The sequence below is a fragment of the Zoogloea sp. JDB1 genome, assembly GCF_056724025.1.
On record NZ_CM161496.1, the window covers coordinates 969,229 to 990,659 of the forward strand.

At 67.7% G+C, this 21,431-nt stretch carries 23 protein-coding genes; 17 read left to right on the plus strand and 6 right to left on the minus strand.

Annotated features, from left to right (window positions below; genetic code table 11):
- Window positions 1-2: 2 nt before the first annotated feature.
- From AC1PPK_RS04285 to AC1PPK_RS04295, 3 genes are all read right to left on the minus strand, one after another.
- Window positions 3-1,019 (minus strand): transporter, encoded by a 1,017-nt coding sequence (locus tag AC1PPK_RS04285; protein ID WP_481116613.1) that lies wholly within the window; start codon window positions 1,017-1,019, stop codon window positions 3-5.
- A gap of 72 nt (window positions 1,020-1,091) precedes the next feature.
- Window positions 1,092-1,988: a hypothetical protein gene (locus tag AC1PPK_RS04290; RefSeq protein WP_481116614.1), complete on the minus strand. Its 897-nt coding sequence runs from the start codon at window positions 1,986-1,988 to the stop codon at window positions 1,092-1,094.
- A gap of 144 nt (window positions 1,989-2,132) precedes the next feature.
- Complete coding sequence (locus AC1PPK_RS04295) at window positions 2,133-2,648, minus strand: HPP family protein (protein ID WP_481116615.1); 516 nt, start codon at window positions 2,646-2,648, stop codon at window positions 2,133-2,135.
- Window positions 2,649-2,738: 90 nt separating this feature from the next.
- Here AC1PPK_RS04295 and AC1PPK_RS04300 point away from each other — a divergent pair, with 90 nt between their 5' ends.
- Both AC1PPK_RS04300 and AC1PPK_RS04305 read left to right on the plus strand, forming a co-directional pair.
- On the plus strand, window positions 2,739-3,329 hold the full coding sequence (locus tag AC1PPK_RS04300) for a TetR/AcrR family transcriptional regulator (protein WP_481116616.1): 591 nt from the start codon (window positions 2,739-2,741) through the stop codon (window positions 3,327-3,329).
- Window positions 3,330-3,382: 53 nt separating this feature from the next.
- Complete coding sequence (locus tag AC1PPK_RS04305) at window positions 3,383-3,862, plus strand: cupin domain-containing protein (RefSeq protein WP_481116617.1); 480 nt, start codon at window positions 3,383-3,385, stop codon at window positions 3,860-3,862.
- Window positions 3,863-3,876: 14 nt separating this feature from the next.
- Here the strand turns inward: AC1PPK_RS04305 and AC1PPK_RS04310 are convergent, their stop codons facing one another.
- Entirely contained in the window at window positions 3,877-5,163 is a 1,287-nt protein-coding gene (locus AC1PPK_RS04310; protein WP_481116618.1) for a Glu/Leu/Phe/Val family dehydrogenase, read from the minus strand.
- A 156-nt stretch (window positions 5,164-5,319) separates the two neighbouring features.
- Here AC1PPK_RS04310 and AC1PPK_RS04315 point away from each other — a divergent pair, with 156 nt between their 5' ends.
- Window positions 5,320-6,084 (plus strand): hypothetical protein, encoded by a 765-nt coding sequence (locus AC1PPK_RS04315; protein WP_481116619.1) that lies wholly within the window; start codon window positions 5,320-5,322, stop codon window positions 6,082-6,084.
- Between the two features lie 93 nt (window positions 6,085-6,177).
- Here AC1PPK_RS04315 and AC1PPK_RS04320 read toward each other — a convergent pair whose 3' ends face one another.
- The gene (locus AC1PPK_RS04320) at window positions 6,178-6,861 is read right to left on the minus strand and encodes a DUF4197 domain-containing protein (RefSeq protein ID WP_481116620.1); all 684 of its coding nucleotides are present in this window, start codon (window positions 6,859-6,861) and stop codon (window positions 6,178-6,180) included.
- Window positions 6,862-6,892: 31 nt separating this feature from the next.
- On the opposite strand from AC1PPK_RS04320, the gene AC1PPK_RS04325 reads away from it, so the two are divergent.
- The 12 genes from AC1PPK_RS04325 to AC1PPK_RS04380 all read left to right on the plus strand — a co-directional run bounded on the left by AC1PPK_RS04325 (window position 6,893) and on the right by AC1PPK_RS04380 (window position 17,961).
- Entirely contained in the window at window positions 6,893-7,390 is a 498-nt protein-coding gene (locus AC1PPK_RS04325) for a peroxiredoxin family protein (RefSeq protein ID WP_481116621.1), read from the plus strand.
- Window positions 7,387-8,625 carry an efflux RND transporter periplasmic adaptor subunit gene (locus AC1PPK_RS04330; protein WP_481116622.1) on the plus strand — a complete coding sequence of 413 codons (1,239 nt, stop codon included), beginning with the start codon at window positions 7,387-7,389 and terminating at the stop codon, window positions 8,623-8,625. The genes AC1PPK_RS04325 and AC1PPK_RS04330 overlap by 4 nt, the downstream gene beginning before the upstream one ends.
- A complete protein-coding gene (locus tag AC1PPK_RS04335; protein WP_481116623.1) occupies window positions 8,622-9,842 on the plus strand; it encodes an ABC transporter permease in 1,221 nt (406 codons plus the stop codon). Before AC1PPK_RS04330 ends, AC1PPK_RS04335 begins: the two co-directional genes overlap by 4 nt.
- The gene (locus AC1PPK_RS04340) at window positions 9,839-10,528 is read left to right on the plus strand and encodes an ABC transporter ATP-binding protein (protein ID WP_481116624.1); all 690 of its coding nucleotides are present in this window, start codon (window positions 9,839-9,841) and stop codon (window positions 10,526-10,528) included. Before AC1PPK_RS04335 ends, AC1PPK_RS04340 begins: the two co-directional genes overlap by 4 nt.
- A gap of 149 nt (window positions 10,529-10,677) precedes the next feature.
- Window positions 10,678-11,685, plus strand: a complete 1,008-nt coding sequence (locus AC1PPK_RS04345; RefSeq protein ID WP_481116625.1) for a diguanylate cyclase domain-containing protein — start codon at window positions 10,678-10,680, stop codon at window positions 11,683-11,685.
- A gap of 52 nt (window positions 11,686-11,737) precedes the next feature.
- Window positions 11,738-13,642: a diguanylate cyclase domain-containing protein gene (locus tag AC1PPK_RS04350; protein ID WP_481116626.1), complete on the plus strand. Its 1,905-nt coding sequence runs from the start codon at window positions 11,738-11,740 to the stop codon at window positions 13,640-13,642.
- Between the two features lie 58 nt (window positions 13,643-13,700).
- Window positions 13,701-14,546: a putative RNA methyltransferase gene (locus AC1PPK_RS04355; protein WP_481116627.1), complete on the plus strand. Its 846-nt coding sequence runs from the start codon at window positions 13,701-13,703 to the stop codon at window positions 14,544-14,546.
- A gap of 25 nt (window positions 14,547-14,571) precedes the next feature.
- Entirely contained in the window at window positions 14,572-15,369 is a 798-nt protein-coding gene (locus AC1PPK_RS04360) for a helix-turn-helix domain-containing protein (RefSeq protein WP_481116628.1), read from the plus strand.
- Window positions 15,370-15,417: 48 nt separating this feature from the next.
- The gene (locus tag AC1PPK_RS04365) at window positions 15,418-15,720 is read left to right on the plus strand and encodes a putative quinol monooxygenase (RefSeq protein WP_481116629.1); all 303 of its coding nucleotides are present in this window, start codon (window positions 15,418-15,420) and stop codon (window positions 15,718-15,720) included.
- 54 nt (window positions 15,721-15,774) lie between these two features.
- Window positions 15,775-16,584: an NAD(+) diphosphatase gene (nudC, locus tag AC1PPK_RS04370; RefSeq protein ID WP_481116630.1), complete on the plus strand. Its 810-nt coding sequence runs from the start codon at window positions 15,775-15,777 to the stop codon at window positions 16,582-16,584.
- A gap of 67 nt (window positions 16,585-16,651) precedes the next feature.
- Window positions 16,652-17,062 carry an OsmC family protein gene (locus AC1PPK_RS04375; protein ID WP_481116631.1) on the plus strand — a complete coding sequence of 137 codons (411 nt, stop codon included), beginning with the start codon at window positions 16,652-16,654 and terminating at the stop codon, window positions 17,060-17,062.
- Window positions 17,063-17,082: 20 nt separating this feature from the next.
- Entirely contained in the window at window positions 17,083-17,961 is an 879-nt protein-coding gene (locus AC1PPK_RS04380; RefSeq protein WP_481116632.1) for a pirin family protein, read from the plus strand.
- Here the strand turns inward: AC1PPK_RS04380 and AC1PPK_RS04385 are convergent.
- On the minus strand, window positions 17,955-18,896 hold the full coding sequence (locus tag AC1PPK_RS04385) for a VTT domain-containing protein (protein ID WP_481116633.1): 942 nt from the start codon (window positions 18,894-18,896) through the stop codon (window positions 17,955-17,957). The two genes, AC1PPK_RS04380 and AC1PPK_RS04385, sit on opposite strands and share 7 nt — an antisense overlap.
- Before the next feature lie 157 nt (window positions 18,897-19,053).
- Between AC1PPK_RS04385 and AC1PPK_RS04390 the strand changes: the two genes are divergently transcribed.
- Both AC1PPK_RS04390 and dbpA read left to right on the plus strand, forming a co-directional pair.
- The gene (locus AC1PPK_RS04390; protein ID WP_481116634.1) at window positions 19,054-19,857 is read left to right on the plus strand and encodes a J domain-containing protein; all 804 of its coding nucleotides are present in this window, start codon (window positions 19,054-19,056) and stop codon (window positions 19,855-19,857) included.
- 58 nt (window positions 19,858-19,915) lie between these two features.
- Window positions 19,916-21,379, plus strand: coding sequence for an ATP-dependent RNA helicase DbpA (gene dbpA / locus AC1PPK_RS04395; RefSeq protein ID WP_481116635.1), 1,464 nt, complete (start codon window positions 19,916-19,918; stop codon window positions 21,377-21,379).
- The last annotated feature ends 52 nt before the right edge of the window (window positions 21,380-21,431 follow it).

Sequence of the window (21,431 nt, forward strand, 5' to 3'; positions counted from 1 at the left end):
GGCTATTCGTCTTGCCGCCGGAAGGCCCACCAGGCGGCGCCGACGGTGAAGCTGGCGATGATCGCCACGACGATCCAGAAGCCTTCCGGATGGTCGGCCAGCGGAATGCCGCCGACGTTCATGCCGAGCAGGCCGGCGATCATGTTGATCGGCAGCGCCAGCACGGTAACCATCGTCAGCACGAACACGCTGCGGTTGGTTTCCTCGGTGACCCGCGCCGCGACTTCTTCCTGCAGCAGCTTGATGCGTTCCTGCAGCGCACTCATGTCGGCCAGCACCGCCGAGAATTCCTCGGTCGAATGGCGCAGGTCCTGCAGATCGTCATCGGCGATCCAGAGTGGCGGCTGGTTGAGCAGGCGGAACAGGGCGCCCGGCTCCGGCGCCAGCAGGCGGCGCAGGCGCACCAGCACGCGGCGCAGGGAGCCGAGGCGGGCGCGGCTGCGCTGCCCGCGTTCGGCGAGCATGGTGTCTTCCACGTCGTCCACCTGATCGGTGGCGGTGCGCACGATCTGCACCAGCACGTCGGCCTGGTCGCGCAACAGGTGGGTCAGCATGGCCACCGTGGAGTCGAAGGTCTCGCCTTGGCGCACTGCTTCGCGCAAGCGGTCGATGGTGCGCAGCGGCTGCAGGCGGGCGCTGATCACCGTGCGCTCGTCCAGGTACAGCCACAGCGTGGCGAGCTGCGACGGCTCGAAGTCGAACTCGTAGAGCACGTCGTTCACCACCGCGATCAGTGCGTCGTGGGCGTACTCGATACGCGTCGAGCGGGAACCCTCATGGAGTGCGTCGAAGAAGGCATCCACCTCGCCCAGATGTTCGCGTAGCCAGCGCTCCGTGGCGGCGTTGGCGAGGTTGAAATGCAGCCACGCGAAGGCCCCGTCAGGGGCGACCTCCGCACCGCTCAGCCAGCGGGAGGCGCGCATCGTGTCGAGGGCTTCCCCGGCGAAGCCGGGACGGAACAGGAAACCGGAGATCAGCCCCGAGCGGTCGGAGCCATAGGAGGCGTCGTTGGGCAGCACGGCGGGTAGGCAGAAAGACCAGCCGGCGAGCCTAGCCGCCGAATGTCACGCCGTTGTGACAGGCGGCTGTCGTCAGCCTTTCGCGTGGGCGGCCAGTTCAGCCATCGCCTGATGGGCGATGTCGCGGCCGTCGAAGAAACCGGCCCGGCGTAGCAGGGGTTGCCAGCCGCGCCAGATCAGGGTCCGGCGGCGCTTCATCTCGATGACCCGCAGCGTGGGGCGCTTGGGCAGGCTGTTCCACGGAAGGGCGAGCCCCAGGCTGGCCTGCTCCGCGGCGAAGTTCCGCTGGTCGCGCAGCATCGACGGATAGACGGCGACCTGCGGCCGGTCGGCGCACAACAGTGCGAACACGTGGCTGGGGCCGGTATCGCCGCCGATGAAGAGGTCGGCGGCCAGCATTTCGGCCAGCATGCGCTCGAAGCTGCCGATGAACTGGGCCGAGGCCGGATTGAGCACGACGACTTCGGCGCCGAGCCGGCGCAGTTCGTTGCACAGGGCGTCGGCATCCTTGCGGCGCCAGCGCCGGGCCAGGTTGTAGGGGGCGTCGTCGAGTATGTGGATGAGGATCCGCGGCCGGCCGGCCGGCGTCGCGGCGGCCAGCTCCCGTGCCTGGGCCGCGATGGCGGGGGGCAGCGTTTCGAAACGGCCGGCCTGGGGATGCGCGGCGAAGGCATTTGTGACGGTCAGCCACAGGTTGCCCATGTTCCATTCGGGCAGCGCGGCGGCGGCGATCTGCGCTTCGCTCCAGTCCACGAAGGTTTCGCCGAAATAGCGCGGCAGCGGGAAGTCCCTGGCCAGAACCGGGTGGCAGTCGATCAGCGCGAAGCGCTCACCGCTTTGCCGGTGGCGCTGCTGGGCCATCCAGGCACAGGCCATGCGGTCGCCGAGGCGCATGGTGCTGCAATCGACGAAGGCGGTGACCTGCCGCTTGTCGTCCGGTTCGTCCTGGCTTGGGTTAGGCGTCTGCATGCCGCTGCGGTTCTCCTCGTCGACGCTGGGCCCGGCTCGGGCATCAGCGGAAAATGGCGCGAAAGTGTAACAGCACAGGCAAATCCGGCCTTGCCCAATATGGCCGGCGAGCGGTGAACCCGTCCGCCCCGGGGCTGGACGGTGTCACCAGTACTGCGGATAGTGCTTGGCCCCGTGCAGATTGTTGTACACCAGCGCCACGGCGACCAGCAGCAGCGCGCCGGCGAGGGTCGGGGTGAGCAGGAAGGACCAGCCGGGCGCGGTGAGGAAGACGATCACCGGGTTGGAGCCGGCCGGCGGATGGACGCAGCGTAGTGCCATCATGCCCATGATCGCCAGCGCCACCGCCACCGCCAGCGCGGCGGCCCACCAGTGCGGACCGAAGGCGGTCAGGCAGGCGAGGCCGACGAAGCTGCTAAGGGTGTGGCCGACGACCACGTTGCGCGGCTGGGAGAAAGGCACTTCCGGAAAGCCGAAGACCAGTACGCAGGAGGCACCGAAGGAGCCCAGCAGCAGGGCCAGCGAGGCCTGTTCGGCGAGGCCGGCCACCACCGCGATGGCGAGGAAGCCGCCCAAGCCGGCCAGGGCGATGGAGCGGGCCGGCGGTACGGGTGGAAGCGCGGCACCGGCGCCGCGCAGACGGGCAAGGAAGGCAGACATGGGTTTCTCCAGTATAGTAGACAGATCTGTCTACTATCGGCCTTCACCGCCGGCTTTGCAAGCCCAGCGGCAGCAGGTAACGTGAAGCCCATGCCCAGTCCACTGTCATCCCCGCCCGTGCCTCGCGCCGACAAGCGCGCCCATCTCGTCGATACGGCCCTGCGCCTGTTCGCCGCCGGTGGCTACCATGCGATTGGCATCGATCGCGTGTTGGCCGAAGCCGGCGTCGCCAAGAAGACCCTTTACGCCCATTTTCCGTCTAAGAACGCCCTGATTGCCGAGGTGCTGCGCGAGCGGGATCGGCGTTTCCGCGCCAGCCTGGCGGCTTTCGTCGACCGCCGTTCGGCACCGCTGGATCGTCTGGCAGGGGTGTTCGCCTGGCATCGTCAATGGTTTGAAGAGCCAGGTTTTGCTGGCTGCATGTTCCTTAATGTTGCCGCGGAGTTCCATGGAGAAGTGGCCGAGTTGCAGTTGCTGGCCCGCGAGCACAAGCAGGCCGTCGAAACCTACCTCGTCGGGCTGCTGGAGCCGCTGACCGGCATCGATGCGGCCCCGGCGCTGGCCGCCGATTTCAACCTGCTTCTCGATGGGGCGATCGGCGTGGCCTTGGTGAGCGGCGACGCAGGGGCCGCGGAGCGGGCCTGGAGCATGGTGCGCCGACTGCTTCCCGCTACGGCTTGAGCCGCTGCCGATCTCAGTTTTCTTATCAGCCGTGTGTCCAGGAGAACCTGTCAATGAGCGAAACCAAGCCGCCGGTCGCCATCCGCGCCGCCGACGCCGAACCCCGCCGCCGTCCGTCCGCCTACCCGGAGCCCTTCGCGTCGCGCATGAATGGTCGCGAGAAGAGTCCTCTCGGTGATCTGTTCGGTCTCGGTAATTTCGGTGTCAACCTGGTGCGCATGAAGCCCGGTGCGGTGTCGGCGCTGCGCCACGCCCATAGCCGGCAGGACGAGTTCATCTACGTGCTGAGTGGCTTCCCGACCTTGCGCACCGACGAGGGCGAGACCCGCCTCGAGCCAGGCATGTGCGCGGGTTTCCGGGCCGGCTCCGGCGACGCGCACTGCCTGGTGAATTCCGGTGATGAGGAGGTCGTGTACCTGGAGGTCGGTGACCGCACGGAAGGCGATGCCGTCAGCTATCCGGACGACGACCTCCAGGCCCTCCGCGAGGATGGCCGCTGGGTCTTCGTGCACAAGGACGGCTCTCCCTATTGAGCCGGCTCATGGGCTTATGGATACAGCCCACGCACCTTATGGGCCAGCAACACCCGTTCGCAGCCGAGCACGAAGGCGGCGGTGCGCAGCGGGATGCCCTTGGCCTGGGCCGAATCCCAGACTGCCGCGAAGGCTTCGCGCATGATGCGGTCGAGGCGGGCGTTGATCTCGTCCTCGGTCCAGAAGAAGGCGCTGATGTCCTGCACCCACTCGAAGTAGCTCACCGTCACGCCGCCGGCGTTGGCGAGCACGTCAGGGATCACCGTGATGCCGCGCTCCTGCAGGATCAGGTCGGCTTCCGGCGTGGTCGGGCCGTTGGCGCCTTCGGTGATGATGCGCGTGCGGATGTGGCCGGCGTTGGCGGCGGTGATCTGGTTTTCCAATGCCGCGGCGACCAGCACATCGGTTTCCAGCTGCCAGAAGTCGTCGGTGGAGATCGCTTCGGCGCCCGGCGCGCCCTGCAGCGTGCCGTGCTCGTGGCGCCAGGCCTTCACCGCCCGCACGTCGAGGCCGGCTGGATTGACGATGGCGCCGGTGCTGTCCTGGATCGCGACGATTTTCGCGCCGGCGTTGGAGAACAGCCTTGCCGCCGCCTCGCCGACGTTGCCGAAGCCCTGCACCGCGACCCGTGCATCGGCGATGTCCATGCCGATGTGCCGGGCCGCTTCGACGGTGGAGACGAACACCCCACGGCCCGTGGCATCCTTGCGGCCCAGGCTGCCGCCCAGGCTGATCGGCTTGCCGGTGACCACGCTCATCGCGGTGCGCCCCTCGTTCATCGAGTAGGTGTCCATGATCCACGCCATGGTCTGCTCGTTGGTGTTGATGTCCGGGGCCGGCACGTCCTTGTCCTGGCCAAGCAGGATGTGGATCTCGCTGGTGTAGCGGCGGGTCAGGCGCTCCAGCTCGGCGGTGGACAGCTGCCGCGGATCGACCCGTACGCCGCCCTTGGCGCCGCCGAAAGGCACGTTCACCACGGCGTTCTTGACGGTCATCCACGCCGATAGGGCCATCACCTCGGCCAGCGTGACTTCCGAGTGGAAGCGGATGCCGCCCTTGCCCGGCCCGCGGGCCAGGTTGTGCTGGACCCGGTAGCCCTCGAAATGCCCCATCTCGCCGTTGTCGAGGCGGATCGGCACGTTGACGATCAAAGCCCGCATCGGGCGAGTAAGGATGGGAGTCAGCGTGCGCAGCTCGGGGTTCAGGTGCGGTTCGACCCGGTCCACCTGCACCAGGAAGGTCTCCCACGGGCCGAGATGCTCGGCCGACAGGTAGGACGGGATGTGCGAAACATTGTTCACTTTGTCTTCCTCCTCCGACGGGCCGGGGCAGGACGCTCTGCCGGCCTCCTTAATGACGCAGAGTGTGCAGCGGGCTTTCGGTTCCGCCCAGTTGAACGCGATCGTGAACTGCGTCGGCTATGATCGCGCCGTGTGTTTTTCGCAAGGGTGGTCTTGATGCGCGTTCAGAAGCTGGTTGTTCTTGCCGTTGCGGGTACGGCGAGCCTTGCTGCCATGGCTTCCGACGAGGCCCGCCTGCCCGGCGATGCCGCCGCCGTGCAGGCCGCGGCGGCCGACCGGCCGTTCAAGCTGAGCTTCGGCGAGTACCGCTACGGCGGCAACTTCAGCGGTCAGGACGTGAACCTGCGCTACCGTCGCGGCGACTCCTCCGTGTGGCTGGGGGCGTATCGCGACCGGGATTTCGGTACCCAAGGGCGGGCCGGCATGGATACCAGCTGGCAACCCTTCGAGGGTTCGACGCTGGCGCTGCAGCCGTCCCTGCAATGGGCCTCCGGCGGATTCTGGGGCGGCAGCTTCAGTGTCGAGCTGGGTGAGCCGTGGTTCGTGCAGGTCGGCATCGGGCGCACCAACACCCGGCCCTACTTCAATCTCAACTTCGACCCCAATGATGCGCTGTCGCTGGCCGCTGGTTACCGGGACGACAGCGGCCGCACCTACTACCTGATGGCGATCCGCGACGACCGCCTGGGCACCCACCAGCAGCACGTCCATGCGGTGGCGCGCTGGCCGGTGGGCAACGGGCAGCGGGTCACCATCGATGTGCTGCGGAAGACCGGCATCGCCGACAGCGGCCCGGTGGAAGGCTGGGGCCTCAGCCTCGGCTACGACTTCCCGGCCTGGTTCCTGCGCCTGGCCTACGAGCCGTGGCAGAACTTCAGCGACGTGAACGCCACCCGCCTGACGGTGGGCTTCAGGTTCTGAGCGCCCCCAGGGCCGGGCTACGCCCAGCCCACCCCCCCGCGGGGGGCAAGGAAACTTGGGGCGGCCCGACGTTTCCTTGAGGCGGGCGCCGGCTTACTGGCCGAGCGCGCCGAAGACCTTCTTGGCGAGGCCGGTGGCGGCGCCGACCGGGTCCTTGCGGATCGCCTTCTCTTCCTCGGCGATCATCAGGTAGAGGCCGTCGAGGGCCTTGCGGGTCACGTAGTTCTCGATCTTCAGCTCGTCGCCCTTGACCAGCCCGAACTGGCTGGCCTTGCTGGCAAGCTTGTTGTACTGGGCGGACAGGGCCAGCTTGTCGGTGGTTTCCTTCACCGTAGGCAGGAAGGATTCGGCCAGCTGGGCGGAGGTCTTTTCCTTGAAATACTGGGTGGCCGAATCGTCGCCGCCGGTGAGGATCTTTTTGGCATCCTCGACGCTCATCTTCTTCACCGCGTCCACCAGCAGGACCTTGGCCTTCGGCACGGCCTGCTCGGCGGCTTTGTTCATCGTGGCGATCAGGGCGTCCACGTCCTTGCCGCGGCCCATCGTGCGCAAGACCCCTTCCAGTGGCGCGATGCTGTCGGGCAGGCCGATCTTCACTTTCGGGTTGTTGAGGAAACCACCGTCCGCGCCCAGCTGTCCAACCGCTTTGCCGGCGCCCTGGACGAGGGCATCCTTCAGACCACCCGACGCATCCTTGTCGGTCAGGTCGGACAGACCCAGGGCCCAGGCTTGGCTACAGATGACAAGCAACAGCAAAGCTCTCAGAATCGCACGCACGGCTTACCTCCTTCTTTCTCGGTTGAACACGATGTTATTAAAGGCTATCACGCGTCTCGTCGCGCCTGTCCTGATCCTGGCCTTCCTGCACGGCTGCAGCCAGCCGGCGGCGGCGCCCGACGTGAGCTTCACGACCCTCGACGGCCAGACCCGCCAGCTGTCGTCCCTGAAGGGCAAGGTGGTGCTGGTCAACTTCTGGGCGACCACCTGCACCACCTGCGTGGCCGAGATGCCCAAGATCGTCGAAACGTACAAGAAGTTCGCGCCGAAGGGCTTCGAGACCGTCGCCATCGCGATGGACTACGATCCGCCCGAATACGTGCGCAACTACGCGCAGAAGAACGGCCTGCCCTTCACCGTGGCCCTCGACAGCGGTGGCAAGGCCGCCAAGGGCTTCGAGGAGGTGCGCCTGACGCCGACCACCTTCCTGCTCGACAAGCAGGGCCGGATCGTCCAGAAATACCTCGGCGAGCCGGACTTCGCCAAGCTCCACGCCCTTCTCGACAAACTCCTGGCCGAACCGGCGTGAGGCGTCGCGGGCTGATCCTGGCGCTGGCCGCGGCCGGCGCGGTTGCGGCTGTGCTGCTGTGGCCGAAGGGGCGCGAAGTGGACGTGGCGGCGGTGCACAAGGGGCCGCTGACCCAGTCGGTGGTGGCCACCGGTCGTATCGTCACGCCGGCGCGGATTTCCATCGGCAGCCCGTTGGCTGCCACGGTGCTTGAAGTTGCCGTACGTGAGGGCGACAAGGTCAAGGCCGGCCAGGTGCTGGCCCGCCTGCGTGCCGACGACGCCGAGGCGCTGATCGGCCAGGCGGTGGCCGCGCTGGCCGAGGCTGAAGCGCGCCTGACCCAGATCGAGGCCCTCGGCCGCCCGGTGGCGGCCCAGCAACTGGCCCAGGCCGAAGCCAACCGGTCGGTGGCCCGCGCCGAGGCCGAGCGTGCCCATCAGCTGGTCGGGCGCGGCTTCTATGCCCAGTCCAAGGCCGACGACGCGCTGCGCAATGCCGCCAATGCCGAATCCGCAGTGGCGGCGGCGCGGGCCCAGCTGGCCGCCCAACAGCCCGGCGGCACCGAAAAGGTCGCCGCCGAGGCCCGCGTCGCGCAGGCTCGTGCCCAGCTCGCCAACGCCCGCGCACGGGCGGCGCTGCTGACTCTCACCGCGCCGTCGACGGGCGTCGTGCTCAGCCGCAAGGCCGAACCCGGCGACGTGGCCGCGGCTGGCAAGGTGCTGCTGGAACTGGCCGACAGCGGTGAAACCCGCGTCTATGCGACGGTTGACGAGAAAAACCTGCGCCTGCTGGAACCCGGCCAGCAGGCCCGCGGCGTCGCCGATGCCTATCCGGCGCGGCCTTTCGACGCGACGCTGTATTACCTGGCGCCGGCGGTGGACCCCCAGCGGGGCACCGTCGAGATCCGTTTCCGTGTTCCGTCGCCGCCGGACTTCCTGCGCCCCGACATGACCGTGTCGGTGGAAACCGTCACCGGCCACCGCAATGCCACGCTGGTGTTGCCGTCCGAAGCCGTGCGTGACCTGGACAGCGGCAAGCCGTGGGTGCTGCTGGCCAAGGATGGCGTGGCGGCGCGCGCTGACGTGCAACTCGGCCTCGCTGGCATCGGCCAGGTGGAAATCCTAAAGGGTCTCGCCGAGGGCGACCAAGCCGTGCTGCCGGCCTCCGGCGCGCTGGAGGGCGACAAACTGCGCATCCGCGAGGCGAAGAAGCCCAAGGTCGGCGGCGTGCAGGTTCCTCAGGGCATGATGCGTTGAAGCTGCGCCTGCCTTTCGCGCCGCTGGTCGCGCTGCGCTTCCTGCGCGAGGGGCGCATGCAGACCCTGCTGATCCTCGCCGGCACCACCGGCGGGGTGGCGGTGATCGTCTTCCTGACCCAGCTGATCACCCAGTTGCAGGCGCAAATCGTGGACCGGGTGCTCGGCACCCAGCCCCACGTGGTGATCCGTCCGCTGGAAGAGGCCAACCGTCGCGCTTTCGACGATCCGGCCTCGGCGGTGGTCATCGAACCCCGTGCCCAGCGCCTGCGTTCGGTGGACCAGTGGGAGAACGTCGCCCGGCTGGCCGCCGCGACGCCCGGCGTCACCGCGGTGTCGCCGACGGTCACCGGCCCGGCCTTCGCGGTGCGCGGCCAGGCCAACAAGTCCGTCGCGCTGATGGGCATCGACGCGGAACGTTACCGGCGCATCGTGCGTATGGAGGAATACATGGTCGCCGGCCGCTTCGCGGTGGACGGCACCCGCGCGGTGATCGGTTCCGAGCTGGCCAAGGACCTGGGCATCCGCCTGGAGGACAAGCTGCGTGTTGCGCTGCCCAACGGGCGCGACGAGCTGCTGCAGGTGGGCGGCATCTTTGACATCGGCAACAAGGACCTCAACCGCCGCTGGGTCTTCGTGACCCTACCGTTGGGCCAGAGCCTGCTCGATCTGCCGGGTGGGGTGTCCAACCTGGACCTGACGGTGGCCGACATCTTCGATGCCCAAGCCATCGCCGAACGCCTGCAGGGCGCCACCGGCCTCACCGTGGACAGCTGGATGCAGACCAACGCCCAGCTTCTCGCCGCGCTGCGCAACCAGACCGTCTCCAACAACCTGATCCGCAGTTTCGTGATCCTCATCGTGGCCCTTGGCATCGCCAGCGTGCTGGTGGTCAGCGTGGTCCAGAAGCAGAAGGAGATCGGCATTCTGCGTGCGATGGGCGCCAGCCGCGCGATGATCCTGCAGGTCTTCCTGATCCAGGGCGCGCTGGTCGGCGCGGTCGGTTCTATCCTTGGCAGCCTGCTGGCTTTCGGGCTGCTCAACATGTTCTCGGCGATTTACCGCAACGCCGACGGCAGCCCACTGTTCGCCGCCGAGCTGGAGCCGCGCTTCATCGTGCTGGCGGCGCTTGTGGCCACTGGCGTCGGTCTCGCGTCGGCGCTGATTCCGGCGCGCCGCGCGGCGAAGATGGACCCGGTGCAGGCGATCCGTTCATGAACGACGCGGTCATCGAGCTCGCCGGCCTGACCAAGGCCTACAACGTCGGTACGCCGGTGGAGGCCGAGGTGCTGCACGGCATCGACCTGAGCTTGGCGCAGGGCGAGTTCGCCGCGCTGATCGGCCCGTCCGGCTCCGGCAAGAGCACGCTGCTGAACATCATCGGCCTGCTCGAACGGCCCACTGGCGGGCGCCTGTCCATCGGCGGGCGCGACACGGCGGCCCTGTCGGAAGCCGAGATCACCGCGCTGCGCGGGCGCAGCATCGGTTTCGTGTTCCAGTTCCACCACCTGCTGCCGGCCTTCAGTGCTCTGGAAAACGTGATGATGCCGGCCATCATCGCCCGCGGCGCGCCCGACGACGAGGCCGAGGCGACGGCGCTGCAACTCCTCGACGCGGTCGGCCTGAAGGCCCACGCCTACAAGAAACCGGCCGAACTGTCTGGCGGCCAGCAGCAGCGCGTCGCCATTGCCCGTGCGCTGGCCCTGCGGCCGCGCCTGATCCTCGCCGACGAGCCGACCGGTAACCTGGACACCCACACCGCCGACGACATCTTCGCGTTGCTGCGCGAGTTCAACCGCCAGACCGATTGCGCCTGCCTCATCGTGACCCACGACACGCGCCTCGCAGCCCGCTGCGACCGGACTATCCGGCTGGTAGACGGGCACATCGCCGCGGACTGTTGAGCATCCTTCCGCCTGCGCTCTTCGGTGTTTCAACGCGCCGTGAGATATTGCGCTGCAGCGTGATCTGCCAAGTTGCCAATTGCCCACGCCTTAAGTATGGTTTTGTAGCGAATTTGATAGTTTTGAAACAACCACAAGGACCCTCTGGCATGCCGTCCCAGGAGCAGTTGCTGAAAGTCATCGAGATCCAGACCGAGATCGTCAAAGCCGGGCTGGACTTGGGCGAAGTGATGGCGCTGGTGGTCGAGCGCACGCTGGACCTGATCGATGCCGACGGCGCGGCGATCGAGCTGGCCCAGGAGGGCGACATGGTCTACGCGGCGGCTTCCGGCATCGCCGGCCCCCACTTGGGCTTGCGCCTGCGCCAGGCCAACAGCCTGTCGGGGATGTGCGTGGAAAGCGGCTCCATCCTGCGCAGCGACGATACCGAGCACGACCTGCGGGTGGACCAGGCTGCCTGCCGCCGGATCGGCCTGCGCTCGATGATCGTCATGCCGCTCAAGTTCGACAACAAGGTGGTTGGTGTGCTGAAGGCCATGTCCGAGCAGCCGCGGGCTTTCCGAGTGCAGGACGAAGCGCTGCTTGGCCTGCTGTCCGACCTGGTAGCGGCGGCGATGCATTTCGCCACCCAGCTCGACAGCGACAAGCTCTTCCAGAAGGCCACCCACGACGGTCTCACCGATCTGGCCAACCGTTCCCTGTTCATGGACCGCCTGCGCAAAGTGGTGGCGCGCCGGAGCCGCGATGGCCGGCCGGCCGGCGTGTTGATGATCGACATGGATGGCCTGAAGCAGCTCAACGACACCTTCGGTCACCGCGTCGGCGACGCGGCGCTCCGCGAAGTGGCCAGGCGCCTGCGCACCGCCTCCCGCGAATCGGACACCGTGGCTCGGCTCGGCGGCGACGAGTTCGCGATGCTGCTGACCCCGGTCGATCAACCGACCAGCATCGATACCGCTGTGCAGCGCCTGTATTCCAGCGTCGTCGGGCCGTTCAGCTACGAGGATCGGGCTCATGAGCTGAGCGTGAGCATCGGCGCGGCCTGTCTGCCGGAGGACAGCGACGATATCGAACAGTTGCTTGAAGTCGCCGACCGCCGCATGTATTCCGCCAAACAGGCACGTCGCCACCGGAGAACCGATAGCATCGGTCATTGAATAGATCGGCGGATGGGGGGCGCATCCGCCACCCGCAACGGGCTTCGACGCCATGATCAGTTTCCGGAAGCTCTTTATCCGTCTCTTCTTCCCCCTCGCCGCGCTGCTGGCCGGAGGGGCGATGGTTTACGGTCATCTGGAAGTCGAGCGCGAACTGGCGTATCGGTGCGAACTGGAGCTGGCCCAGGTCAGGCTTGGCGCCGGTGCGGCGACTTTCAATATCGAGCCGGTGGCCGGGGATCTGTTGTTCCTTTCCAGGCTGCGTAGCCTGCGCGACGCGGTGCACGAACCGAGCGCGGCCCGGTTGGCCTTGCTGGCTGCAGATTTCGCGGCCTTCTCGGGGGCCAAGCAGGTCTATGACCAGATCCGCTGGCTCGACGAAAGCGGCATGGAGCGGGTGCGGGTGGACCTGCGCCAAGGTCACCCCGTGACAGTGCCGGCTACCGAACTCCAGAACAAGGCGCAACGCTATTATTTCCGCGAGGCGCTGCCCCTCGGCGTCGGCAAGGTGTTCATCTCGCCCCTGGACCTCAACATCGAGCACGAGCGCATCGAGATCCCCTACAAGCCGATGCTCCGCGTGGCTACTCCGGTGGTCGATGCGGACGGCCACAAGCGCGGCGTGCTGGTCCTCAACTACTACGGGAACGGCATCCTGCAGGCTTTCGCAACGGCTACTGCCGGGCGCGGCATGCTCGTCGACATGCAGGGCTACTGGCTGAAAAGCCCCCAAACGGCCGACGAATGGGGCTTCATGTTCAAGCGTGCCGAGGCGAGCATGGGCGTCCGGGCTCCCGCGGCATGGAAAGCCATCGTCGCGGCGGAACGCGGGCAGGTGGCGCTGCAGGACGGGGTATGGACCTGGGAAACCGTGCGCCCGCTGGGTTCCGCCGCGTCGCGCCGTGCGGGTGGCGACTACTTCTGGAAAGTCGTCTCCCACTGGCCCGGCGAGCAGCGGGATGCCATTGCGCAGCACATCTGGCTGCGGGTCGCCGGTGCCGCCGGACTGATGCTGGTACTGGCCGGGCTGGGCAGCTGGAAACTGGCCCGAGCGTGGACCTTGCTGGCGGAGTCGGAAACCAAGTACCAGACCATCTCGAAATTCGCCTACGACTGGGAAACCTGGATTTCGCCGACCCGCCAACCCCTGTTCAGCTCGCCGTCCTGCGAACGGGTGAGCGGCCGCCCGGCGGCGGATTTCATGGCCGACCCCGATTTTCTGCGCAATATCGCCCATCCGGACGATAGGGCGATCGTCGATGAGCATCTGCTGCACCACATCGACAAGGATGACACCTGCGAATTCTGCTTCCGCATTCTGCTGCCCGATGGACAGGTACGCTGGATCGAGCACATCTGCCTGCCGGTGTTTTCCGAATCCGGTGAGTTCCTCGGCCGCCGGGCTTCCAACCGGGATATCACCGACCACAAGAACGACGAAGCGCGGATTCAGCAACTGGCTTTCTTCGATGTGCTGACCGGCCTGCCCAACCGGCGCATGCTGTCCGACCGTCTCGATCACGGCCTGGCTCAAGCCCGGCGCTTCGGGCGCTCGCTGGCGGTGATGTTCCTCGATCTCGACCACTTCAAGCAGATCAACGATACCCTCGGCCACGATGCCGGCGACGAACTGCTGAAGCATGTCGCCAACCGGTTGCAGGCTTGCGTGCGCAGCGGCGACACCATCGCCCGCCAGGGGGGCGACGAGTTCATCGTGGTGCTCACCGAAGTCACCCGTGCGGAAGACGCCGCACGGGTTGCCGACAAGATCATCCAGGCCATCGGCGAGCCGATCCGGATCGCCGATACGCCCCTCCACGTCTCCACCAGCATCGGTATCGCCGTGTACCCCATCAACGGCAGCGACGACGCCCAGGAACTTCTCAAGAAGGCGGACAGGGCCATGTACGCCGCGAAGGCTGCGGGGCGCAACACCTACCGGTTTTTTGCGGACTGAGATCTCGGGTATCGTGCAGGCCCGCGTCGACAGCGTATCCGACCCTCTGAATCCACCCATGATCTCCCCATTTCAGGCCCTGGCCTGTCCCCTCGACGGAGAGCCCTTGCTCCCCGGCAGCACCGCCTGGCGCTGCGCGGCCGGCCACAGTTTCGACCTGGCCAGCCAGGGCTACATCAACCTGCTGCCGGTACAGCAGAAGCGCTCCCGCGATCCGGGCGACAGCAAGGAAATGGTGGCGGCGCGGCGGCGCTACCTGGAGCGCGGCGTGTATCGCCCCATCGCCGACGCGGTGAGCCGCGCCGTGCTGGCCGACCTGCCCGTCGGCCGGCCGGTGGCCTGTCTCGATGCCGGCTGCGGCGAGGGTTACTACCTGCGCGAACTGGCCGCGGCGGCGGATGCTGGCGGCGCGGAGCTGGCCGTGCTGGGCCTCGACATATCCAAATGGGCCGTGCAGGCTGCGGCCAAGCGCGACAAGCGGGTCGCCTGGGTGGTCGGCAGCAATGCCAACCTGCCGGTGCTGGCGGGCACCGTGGACCGGCTGCTGTGCCTGTTCGGCTTTCCGGTGTACGGCGAGTTTGCCCGTGTGCTGCGGACCGGCGGTGAGCTGCTGCAGGTGGACGCGGGGCCGGATCACCTGCGCGAGCTGCGCGAGATCATCTATCCGACGCTGAAAGCCCCGCGCCCGCCGGAGACGCAGGCGCCGGACGGCTTCCGGCTGCACGGCGTGGACAGCGTCCGGGCCGCCATCCGCCTCGATAGCGCGGCGCAGATCGCCGACCTGCTGACGATGACGCCGCACCTGTACCGCGCCACGGCGGAGGGCCGGGCCCGCGCGGCGGCACTGGAGGCCCTGGACCTGACGGTGGACGTCAGCCTGACGCGCTTCGTGCGCGGTGCTTGAGGTCGATTCGATGCGGACTTTCCAGTTGAGTCCGTTGCCTGTCTTGCGCCCCTTCATCGATCGTCTGTGGGGATGGGAAGGGGAGGCCGGCGAAGTGGTGACCCTGCCCACCGTGCTGCCGGGAACCGGAGCAGAGTTGTATTTCCATTACGGCGAGCCCTTTGCTTGGGAAGACGCCGCCGGCGCGTTCCGACGGGCGGATGCCGGCCATCTGTTCTGCCAGCGCCGACGGACGTTTCAATTGGCCCCTGCGTCCGGGCTGGGCTTCATCGCAGTGCGTTTCCGGATTGGCATGATCCATCGGTTCACGGCCGTGCCGGCCCGGGAACTGCATGACGGTAACCATTCCGTTGCCGATCTGTGGGGTGCCGAGGGGCGGGCTCTGCTTGGGTGCCTGTCTTACGCGAAGAACCACGACGAACGGTTGGCGTTGATCCAGCACTTTCTGGTCGACCGCCTGTGTGGGGACGCACGGGATGCTGCCGTGGAGGCCGGGATGGCGCTGCTGTACCGCCAGGCCGGCGAACTGCCGGTCGACACGCTCGCTGACCGGCTGCGTCTCGGCCGCCGTCAGCTGGAGCGCCGTTTTCTGGCTTTGACGGGCCAGACGCCCGGTGAGGTGAAGGGCTTGTGCCGCTTCCAGCACGTGGTCCGCGATCTGGTGCTGGAGGCGGCAGCGCGGCCTGCGGGAGTTGCGGCGGCGCGGGGCTATTACGATCAGGCGCATTTCAACCGTGACTTCCGTGCACGGGTCGGGTGTGCGCCCGGCGAATACCTGCGCCGGGTCCGGACCGGGACGCATTTCTACAATACGCAGATCTAGCGCGTCGGCATGCTGGGTACTCCTTCACTACGGACATGGAGCATTCAGATGTATGGACTGATCGTGGAGCTGGCGGCCAAACCGGCTTTCGATGGAAATCTGGAGGCGCTCCTGCGTGACCTCGCGGCGGCGGCAGCGCTGGAGGAGGGCACTCTGTTCTACGCCGTGCACCGGCCAGTGGGGCAGGACAATGCATTCGTGCTGTACGAGCTGTATCGGGACCGTACCGCATGGGATGTCCATGTCGGTTCGGAGATCCTGCAGCAGGCGCTGCGGCGCTTCGATGACTGGCTGGTCGTGCCTCCAAAAATTACGTATTGTGAAGCCGTGACCACTACCCCCGTCGGGTAGATCCTGTCTTCCGCCGCCGCATGCCGGCGGCCCGTGCTTAGGGTGAGTTTGCTTATGTCGGGTTTCGTGCCGAGCTTTGGGGTGGCCGGAGGGGCCATCGCGTCGTGGGTGTTTCCGTTCGTCGGGACGTCGCTGCTGCTGGATCCGGATCTGCAGCTGCCGGACCCGACACGGTTGGCGGAGCTCGGCCCGTGCCTGGAGGCGATCACCATCGGTAGCCTGGATGGTCTCCCCTGCGAGTTGCGCCTGTGGCCGGCCCATCTGGGGGTGCCGCCGGAATTCACCACCCGCGATTACCGCCAGCTGTGGGGCCGCTGGCCCGACGGGCTGCACGAGGCGCTCGCCCGTGCCCGCCAGCTGGTGTCGTGGCTGCAGCAGCACCGCTTCTGCGGCGAATGCGGCGGCCCGCTGCACACCAGCGCCAGCGAGCCGGCGCGGGAATGCCGGGCCTGTGGCGCGAAGGCTTATCCGCGCATCTCGCCGGTGTGCATCGGCCTGGTCCTGAAGGGCGACGAGCTGCTGCTGGCCCGCTCGCCGCATTTTCCGCCGGGCATCTACAGCGCGCTGGCCGGTTTCGTCGAGGCCGGCGAAACCGTCGAGGACTGCCTGCGCCGGGAGATCCGCGAGGAGGCCGGCATCGAGATCGCCAACATCCGCTGGTTTGGCAGCCAGCCCTGGCCTTTCCCCCACTCGCTGATGCTCGGCTTCTTTGCCGACTACGCTGGCGGCGACGTCGTCGCCCAGGAAAGCGAGATCGAGGACATCGGCTGGTATTCCCTCGATGCGTTGCCGATGCTGCCCCATCCATCTACCATCGCCTTCCAGATGATAGACGCGGTGCGCAAGGGCCAGCATCCGCGCTGAGGAACGTTCGGCGGGCGCCGGAGTCGCAGCAGGACCCGGCGTCTTGCCGTCATTCCTCGGAGGAACCATGTCCGGAACATCCCGCGTCGAAGCCGTCCTGCAGGACACCCCCTACCTCGTGCAGCTGTCCGATGATCTGGGCCACGTATGGTCCGCCGACGAGCCCGTCGAACTGGGCGGCGGCAACGCCGGCCCGTCGCCGGAGCGCTTGATTCTCGGCAGCCTCGGCACCTGCACCGCGATCACCCTCAAGATGGTGGCGACACGCCGCCAATGGCCGCTGACCGGTGTACGCGTGGAGCTGCGGCTCAACCCGGCGGGCAAGCCGGAGGCCGGCAACGACATCGAGCGCCTGATCCACCTGGGCGGCGCACTCAGCGACGAGCAGCGCGCCCAGCTGCTCAAGATCGCCAACGCCTGCCCGATGCACAAGCTGCTCACCGGCGAGGTGCGCATCCATACCGAACTGAGTGCTTGAACGAGCCGGAGGACAGGACCATGACGATCCAGCGTATCGAGGCCCGCACGGCCGACCTGGGCGAAGGGCTGACGATCCGGCGCGCCGTGCCGACCCGCGAGCGGCGCATGGTGGGCGCCTGGTGTTTCCTCGACCACATCGGGCCGCGGGACTTCGAGACCGGCCACGGCATGCACGTCGGGGCGCATCCGCACATCGGTCTGCAGACTTTTACATGGATGATCGAGGGCGAGGTGCTGCACCGGGACAGCCTCGGCCATGAGCAGGTGATCCGCCCGGGCCAGGTCAACCTGATGACCGCCGGGCGCGGCATCGTGCATACCGAGGATTCGTTGCCTGACGAGACCCGCCTGCATGCCGCGCAGCTGTGGATTGCACTACCGTTTGAAGAGCGGGAGCGCGAGCCGGCTTTCGAGCACTATCCGGACCTGCCGCGCTGGGAAGAGGGCGGCTGCGTGTTCACGCTGCTGGCCGGGCGCCATGGCGAGCACGTGGCGCCGGCGCGTCTGTATTCGCCGCTGGTCGGGCTGGATGTGAGCAGCACGGCGGGCGGCCGCATCGGCCTGGTGTTGGAACCTGGCTTCGAATACGCGGTGCTGCCGCTGGAGGGCCATATCGACATCGATGGTGAGCGTTTCGGGATCGGCGAACTGGCCTATCTCGGTGACGGGCAGGTGCGTTTCGATGCGCTGCTGTCGGCGGGCGGGCGCATCCTGCTGCTCGGCGGCGAACCCTTCGGCGAGCCGGTGCTGATGTGGTGGAACTTCGTCGGTTTCAGCAAGGACGAGATCGCCGCGGCCCAGCGGGCGTGGGAAAGCGGCGATGCACGTTTCGGCCCGGTGGCAGGGCCCGGCGAGCGGCGTCTGGTCGCGCCGCCGCTGCCCTGGCCGGGTTACTGAGGGTCCGCCGGCGCAGCTTGGCCGGTGGCCGCCAGCCAGGCCTCGTAGCCGCCCTGCAGCGGCCGTACCGACAGGTAGCCGGCTTCCAGCAGGTGGCGTGCCGCCTGGATCGCGCCGGCATCCTCCGGACAGGCGCACAGGGTGACGATGGGGCGGCTCTTCGGCCAGTCGCCGACCGCCTCGTGCAGGCGGTCGTGTTCCGCGACCCGCGTGCCGGGGATCGGGCCGGTGGCGGAGATCATCGTCGCGCCGCGCAGGTCCAGCACCAGCGGCCGGTCGGCTGATTCCAATGCCGCCAGCAGTTCGGCCGGTGTGATGTGGGCGATCGCGCACTGCTGGCGGAAACGGTATTTCTGCCACAGCTTCCAGCCCAGCCAGGCGCCGGCCAGCAAACCGAGCACCACCAGCGCGCGGCCCATGTGTTCGTCCAGCGCGACGATGGTGGCCTGTACTGCTTCCTTCAGCACCCAGCCGGCGCTCAGCGCCGCACCGGCCCACAATGCGGCGCCGGCCGCCGCGGCCAGCAGGAAGCCACCGAGGTTCATGCGCAGCGCGCCGGCGATCGGCGGCGCTACCGTTGAAAAGCCGGGGATGAACTTGGCGACCACCAGCGACGACAGGCCCCAGCGGATGAAGCGCGCTTCGGTCTGGCTGACACAGGAGGCCGGGTTGAGCGACAGCCGGCACAGCCCGGCCAGCACCCGGTAGCCGAACAGCTTGCCGGCACCGTACCAGGCCCAGTCGGCCATGACCGAGGCCAGCACAGCCACCGCCAGCAGCTTGCCAAGTCCATCCGGTCCGGCGGCGAGGCTGCCGGCCAGCAGCAGGGTTGGCAGCGCCGGCACCGGCACGCCCATCTGCTGCAGCAGCACATTGACGAACACCACGCTGAGGGCATCCTGGCGGAGGGTGTGGCTGAGCTGGGCGAGTTCCATCGGGGGCGCTGACTGGTGGGCGAATAGCCGATTATCGGCCGGGGCGGGATTTTTTGCCGTGTCGGCGATGAGCGGTGTCACGCCGACATGCCGGCGGAGATCCGTATAATTCCGCTGTCTTTCGGCCCTTAGCCGGGCTTTTATCCGACGGAATGCCATGAAAGCCAGGACCACGCTCTATGACTTGCTCGGGCTGGTGCCCACCGCCAGCGAAGCCGATATCCAGGCCGCTCACCTGCGCCTGACCCGCCACTACCAGTCGGGCAATCACGGCCTGCCGCCCGCCGATGCAGACAACAAGCTGAAAGCGATCCGCGAGGCTGTATGGATTCTTGCCGACCCGGGTCGGCGGGCCGCCTACGACGCAGGCCTGGCGCGCAGCCAGCCGGCCGTCGCTGAAGCCGTCGTCGAACCGCTGCTGGCCAAGGATCCGTTGCCGCTGCAGGTGGAGATAAAGGCCGCCAAGCGCTCGCCGCTGCGCATCATGCTGGGGGTGATCGGCACGCTGATGATCATCGGTATGTTGATCCAGATCTTCTTTTCGGTCTTCGCGTTCCGCCGGGTGACCAGCGGTGACGGGGCTGCGGAGGCGCAGCAGAAAGTCATCGCGGCCGAGCGGCGCCAGATGTATGGCGATCTGTCCGAGCAGGAGATTGCCGAGCAGGAAGCTGCCGAGCGCCGCCAGCGGGCGGAGTCGGTGCGCCGCAATGAGGAACAGCGCGCCGAGTATGCCCGCAAGGAGGAGGAGCGCCAGCGCGAGCGGGCCCTGCAGGAGCGCGGCTATTACGCCGACCGGGTGTCGTCCGAGCTGCAGCAGGCCGAGGAGTCGGCCCGCCGCAAGGCCGAGTACGAGCAGCGCCAGAAGGAAGAGCAGCAACGCCATGCCGAGGAAGAGGAGCAGCGCCGCGTGCAGGAGCGGCTCGCGCGGGAGCGGGCACGCCTGCACCTGAACAGCAACTGAGTTGGGGGCATTGGCCTGCTTGGCGAGCAGCCGGCGGGGCTTTCCGGGATAATCCCGCATGAGCTCGATTCTCCCCCCGCTGCCGGACGCTGATTCCGCCGCCCCCGAGGCCACTTTCGTTCCGCCTCCTGTCGCTGCCGTCCCGGCGCCCTTCGACCAGCTGCCCTTGCCGGCCGCGGTGATCGCCAACCTTACGCGCCTCGGCTACCACACGATGACGCCGATCCAGGCCGCCGCGCTGCCGGTGGCCCTGGCCGGCGACGACCTGATCGCCCAGGCCAAGACCGGTAGTGGCAAGACGGCGGCCTTCGCGCTGCCGCTGCTGGACCGCCTCGACGCACGCAGCTTCGCCGTGCAGGCCCTGGTGCTGTGCCCGACCCGCGAGCTGGCCGAGCAGGTCGCCCAGGAAATCCGCCGCCTGGCCCGCGCCGAAGAGAACATCAAGGTCCTCAGCCTGTGCGGTGGCACGCCGATCCGGCCACAGGCCGACAGCCTGGCCCACGGCGCGCACATCGTTGTCGGTACGCCGGGCCGCCTGATGGATCATCTGTCCCGCGGCAGCCTCAAGCTCGACGCCCTGCGCGCGCTGGTCCTCGACGAGGCCGACCGCATGCTCGACATGGGCTTCTTCGATGACATCGCCTACGTCGCCAAGGCCTGCCCGAGGGACCGCCAGACCCTGCTGTTCTCGGCCACCTACCCGGAGGGCGTGGTACGCCTGGCCCGCCAGTTCATGCGCCAGCCGCGGGAGATCGCGCTGGCCGAACAGCACGAGGCCGACAAGATCCGCCAGCGCTTCTACGAGGTGACACGGGAGCAGCGCCTGGCCGCCGTCGGCCTGCTGCTGCGCCATTACCGCCCGGAGAGCACGCTGGCCTTCTGCAACACCAAGCAGCAGTGCCGCGACCTGGTGGATACGCTGCACGCCGAAGGCATCCATGCGCTGGCCCTGCACGGTGACCTCGACCAGCGCGAGCGCGACCAGGTGCTGGTGCGCTTCGCCAATCGCAGCTGCTCCGTGCTGGTGGGGACCGATGTGGCCGCCCGCGGCCTAGACATCGCCGGCCTGGAAGCGGTGATCAACGTGGACGTGACGCCCGACCCGGAGGTGCATGTGCACCGCGTCGGCCGCACCGGCCGCGCCGAGCGGGACGGTTGGGCACTGAGCCTGGTCGGCCCCAACGAGAAGAATCGCGTCGGCAACATCGCCCGCAGCCAGGGTTTCGAGCCGCAGTGGGAATCCATCGCCGAGCTGCAGGCCGAGAACGCCGCGCCGCTGCTGCCGCCGATGGCGACCTTGCAGATCCTCGGCGGGCGCAAGGACAAGATCCGTCCCGGCGACGTGCTCGGCGCGCTGACCGGCGAGGCCGGCTTCGCCGCCGAGCAGATCGGCAAGATCAATGTGACCGAGCAATCCACGTATGTGGCCGTGCGGCGCGACATCGTCCGCCAGGCCCTGAAGCGTCTTGCCGATGGCAAGATCAAGGGCAAGAAGGTCCGTGTCCGCCTGCTCGACGATTAAATTGCCGCCAGCCGGCCGCTGCATGGGCTGCCGGGCTTTGATACCGTCACGG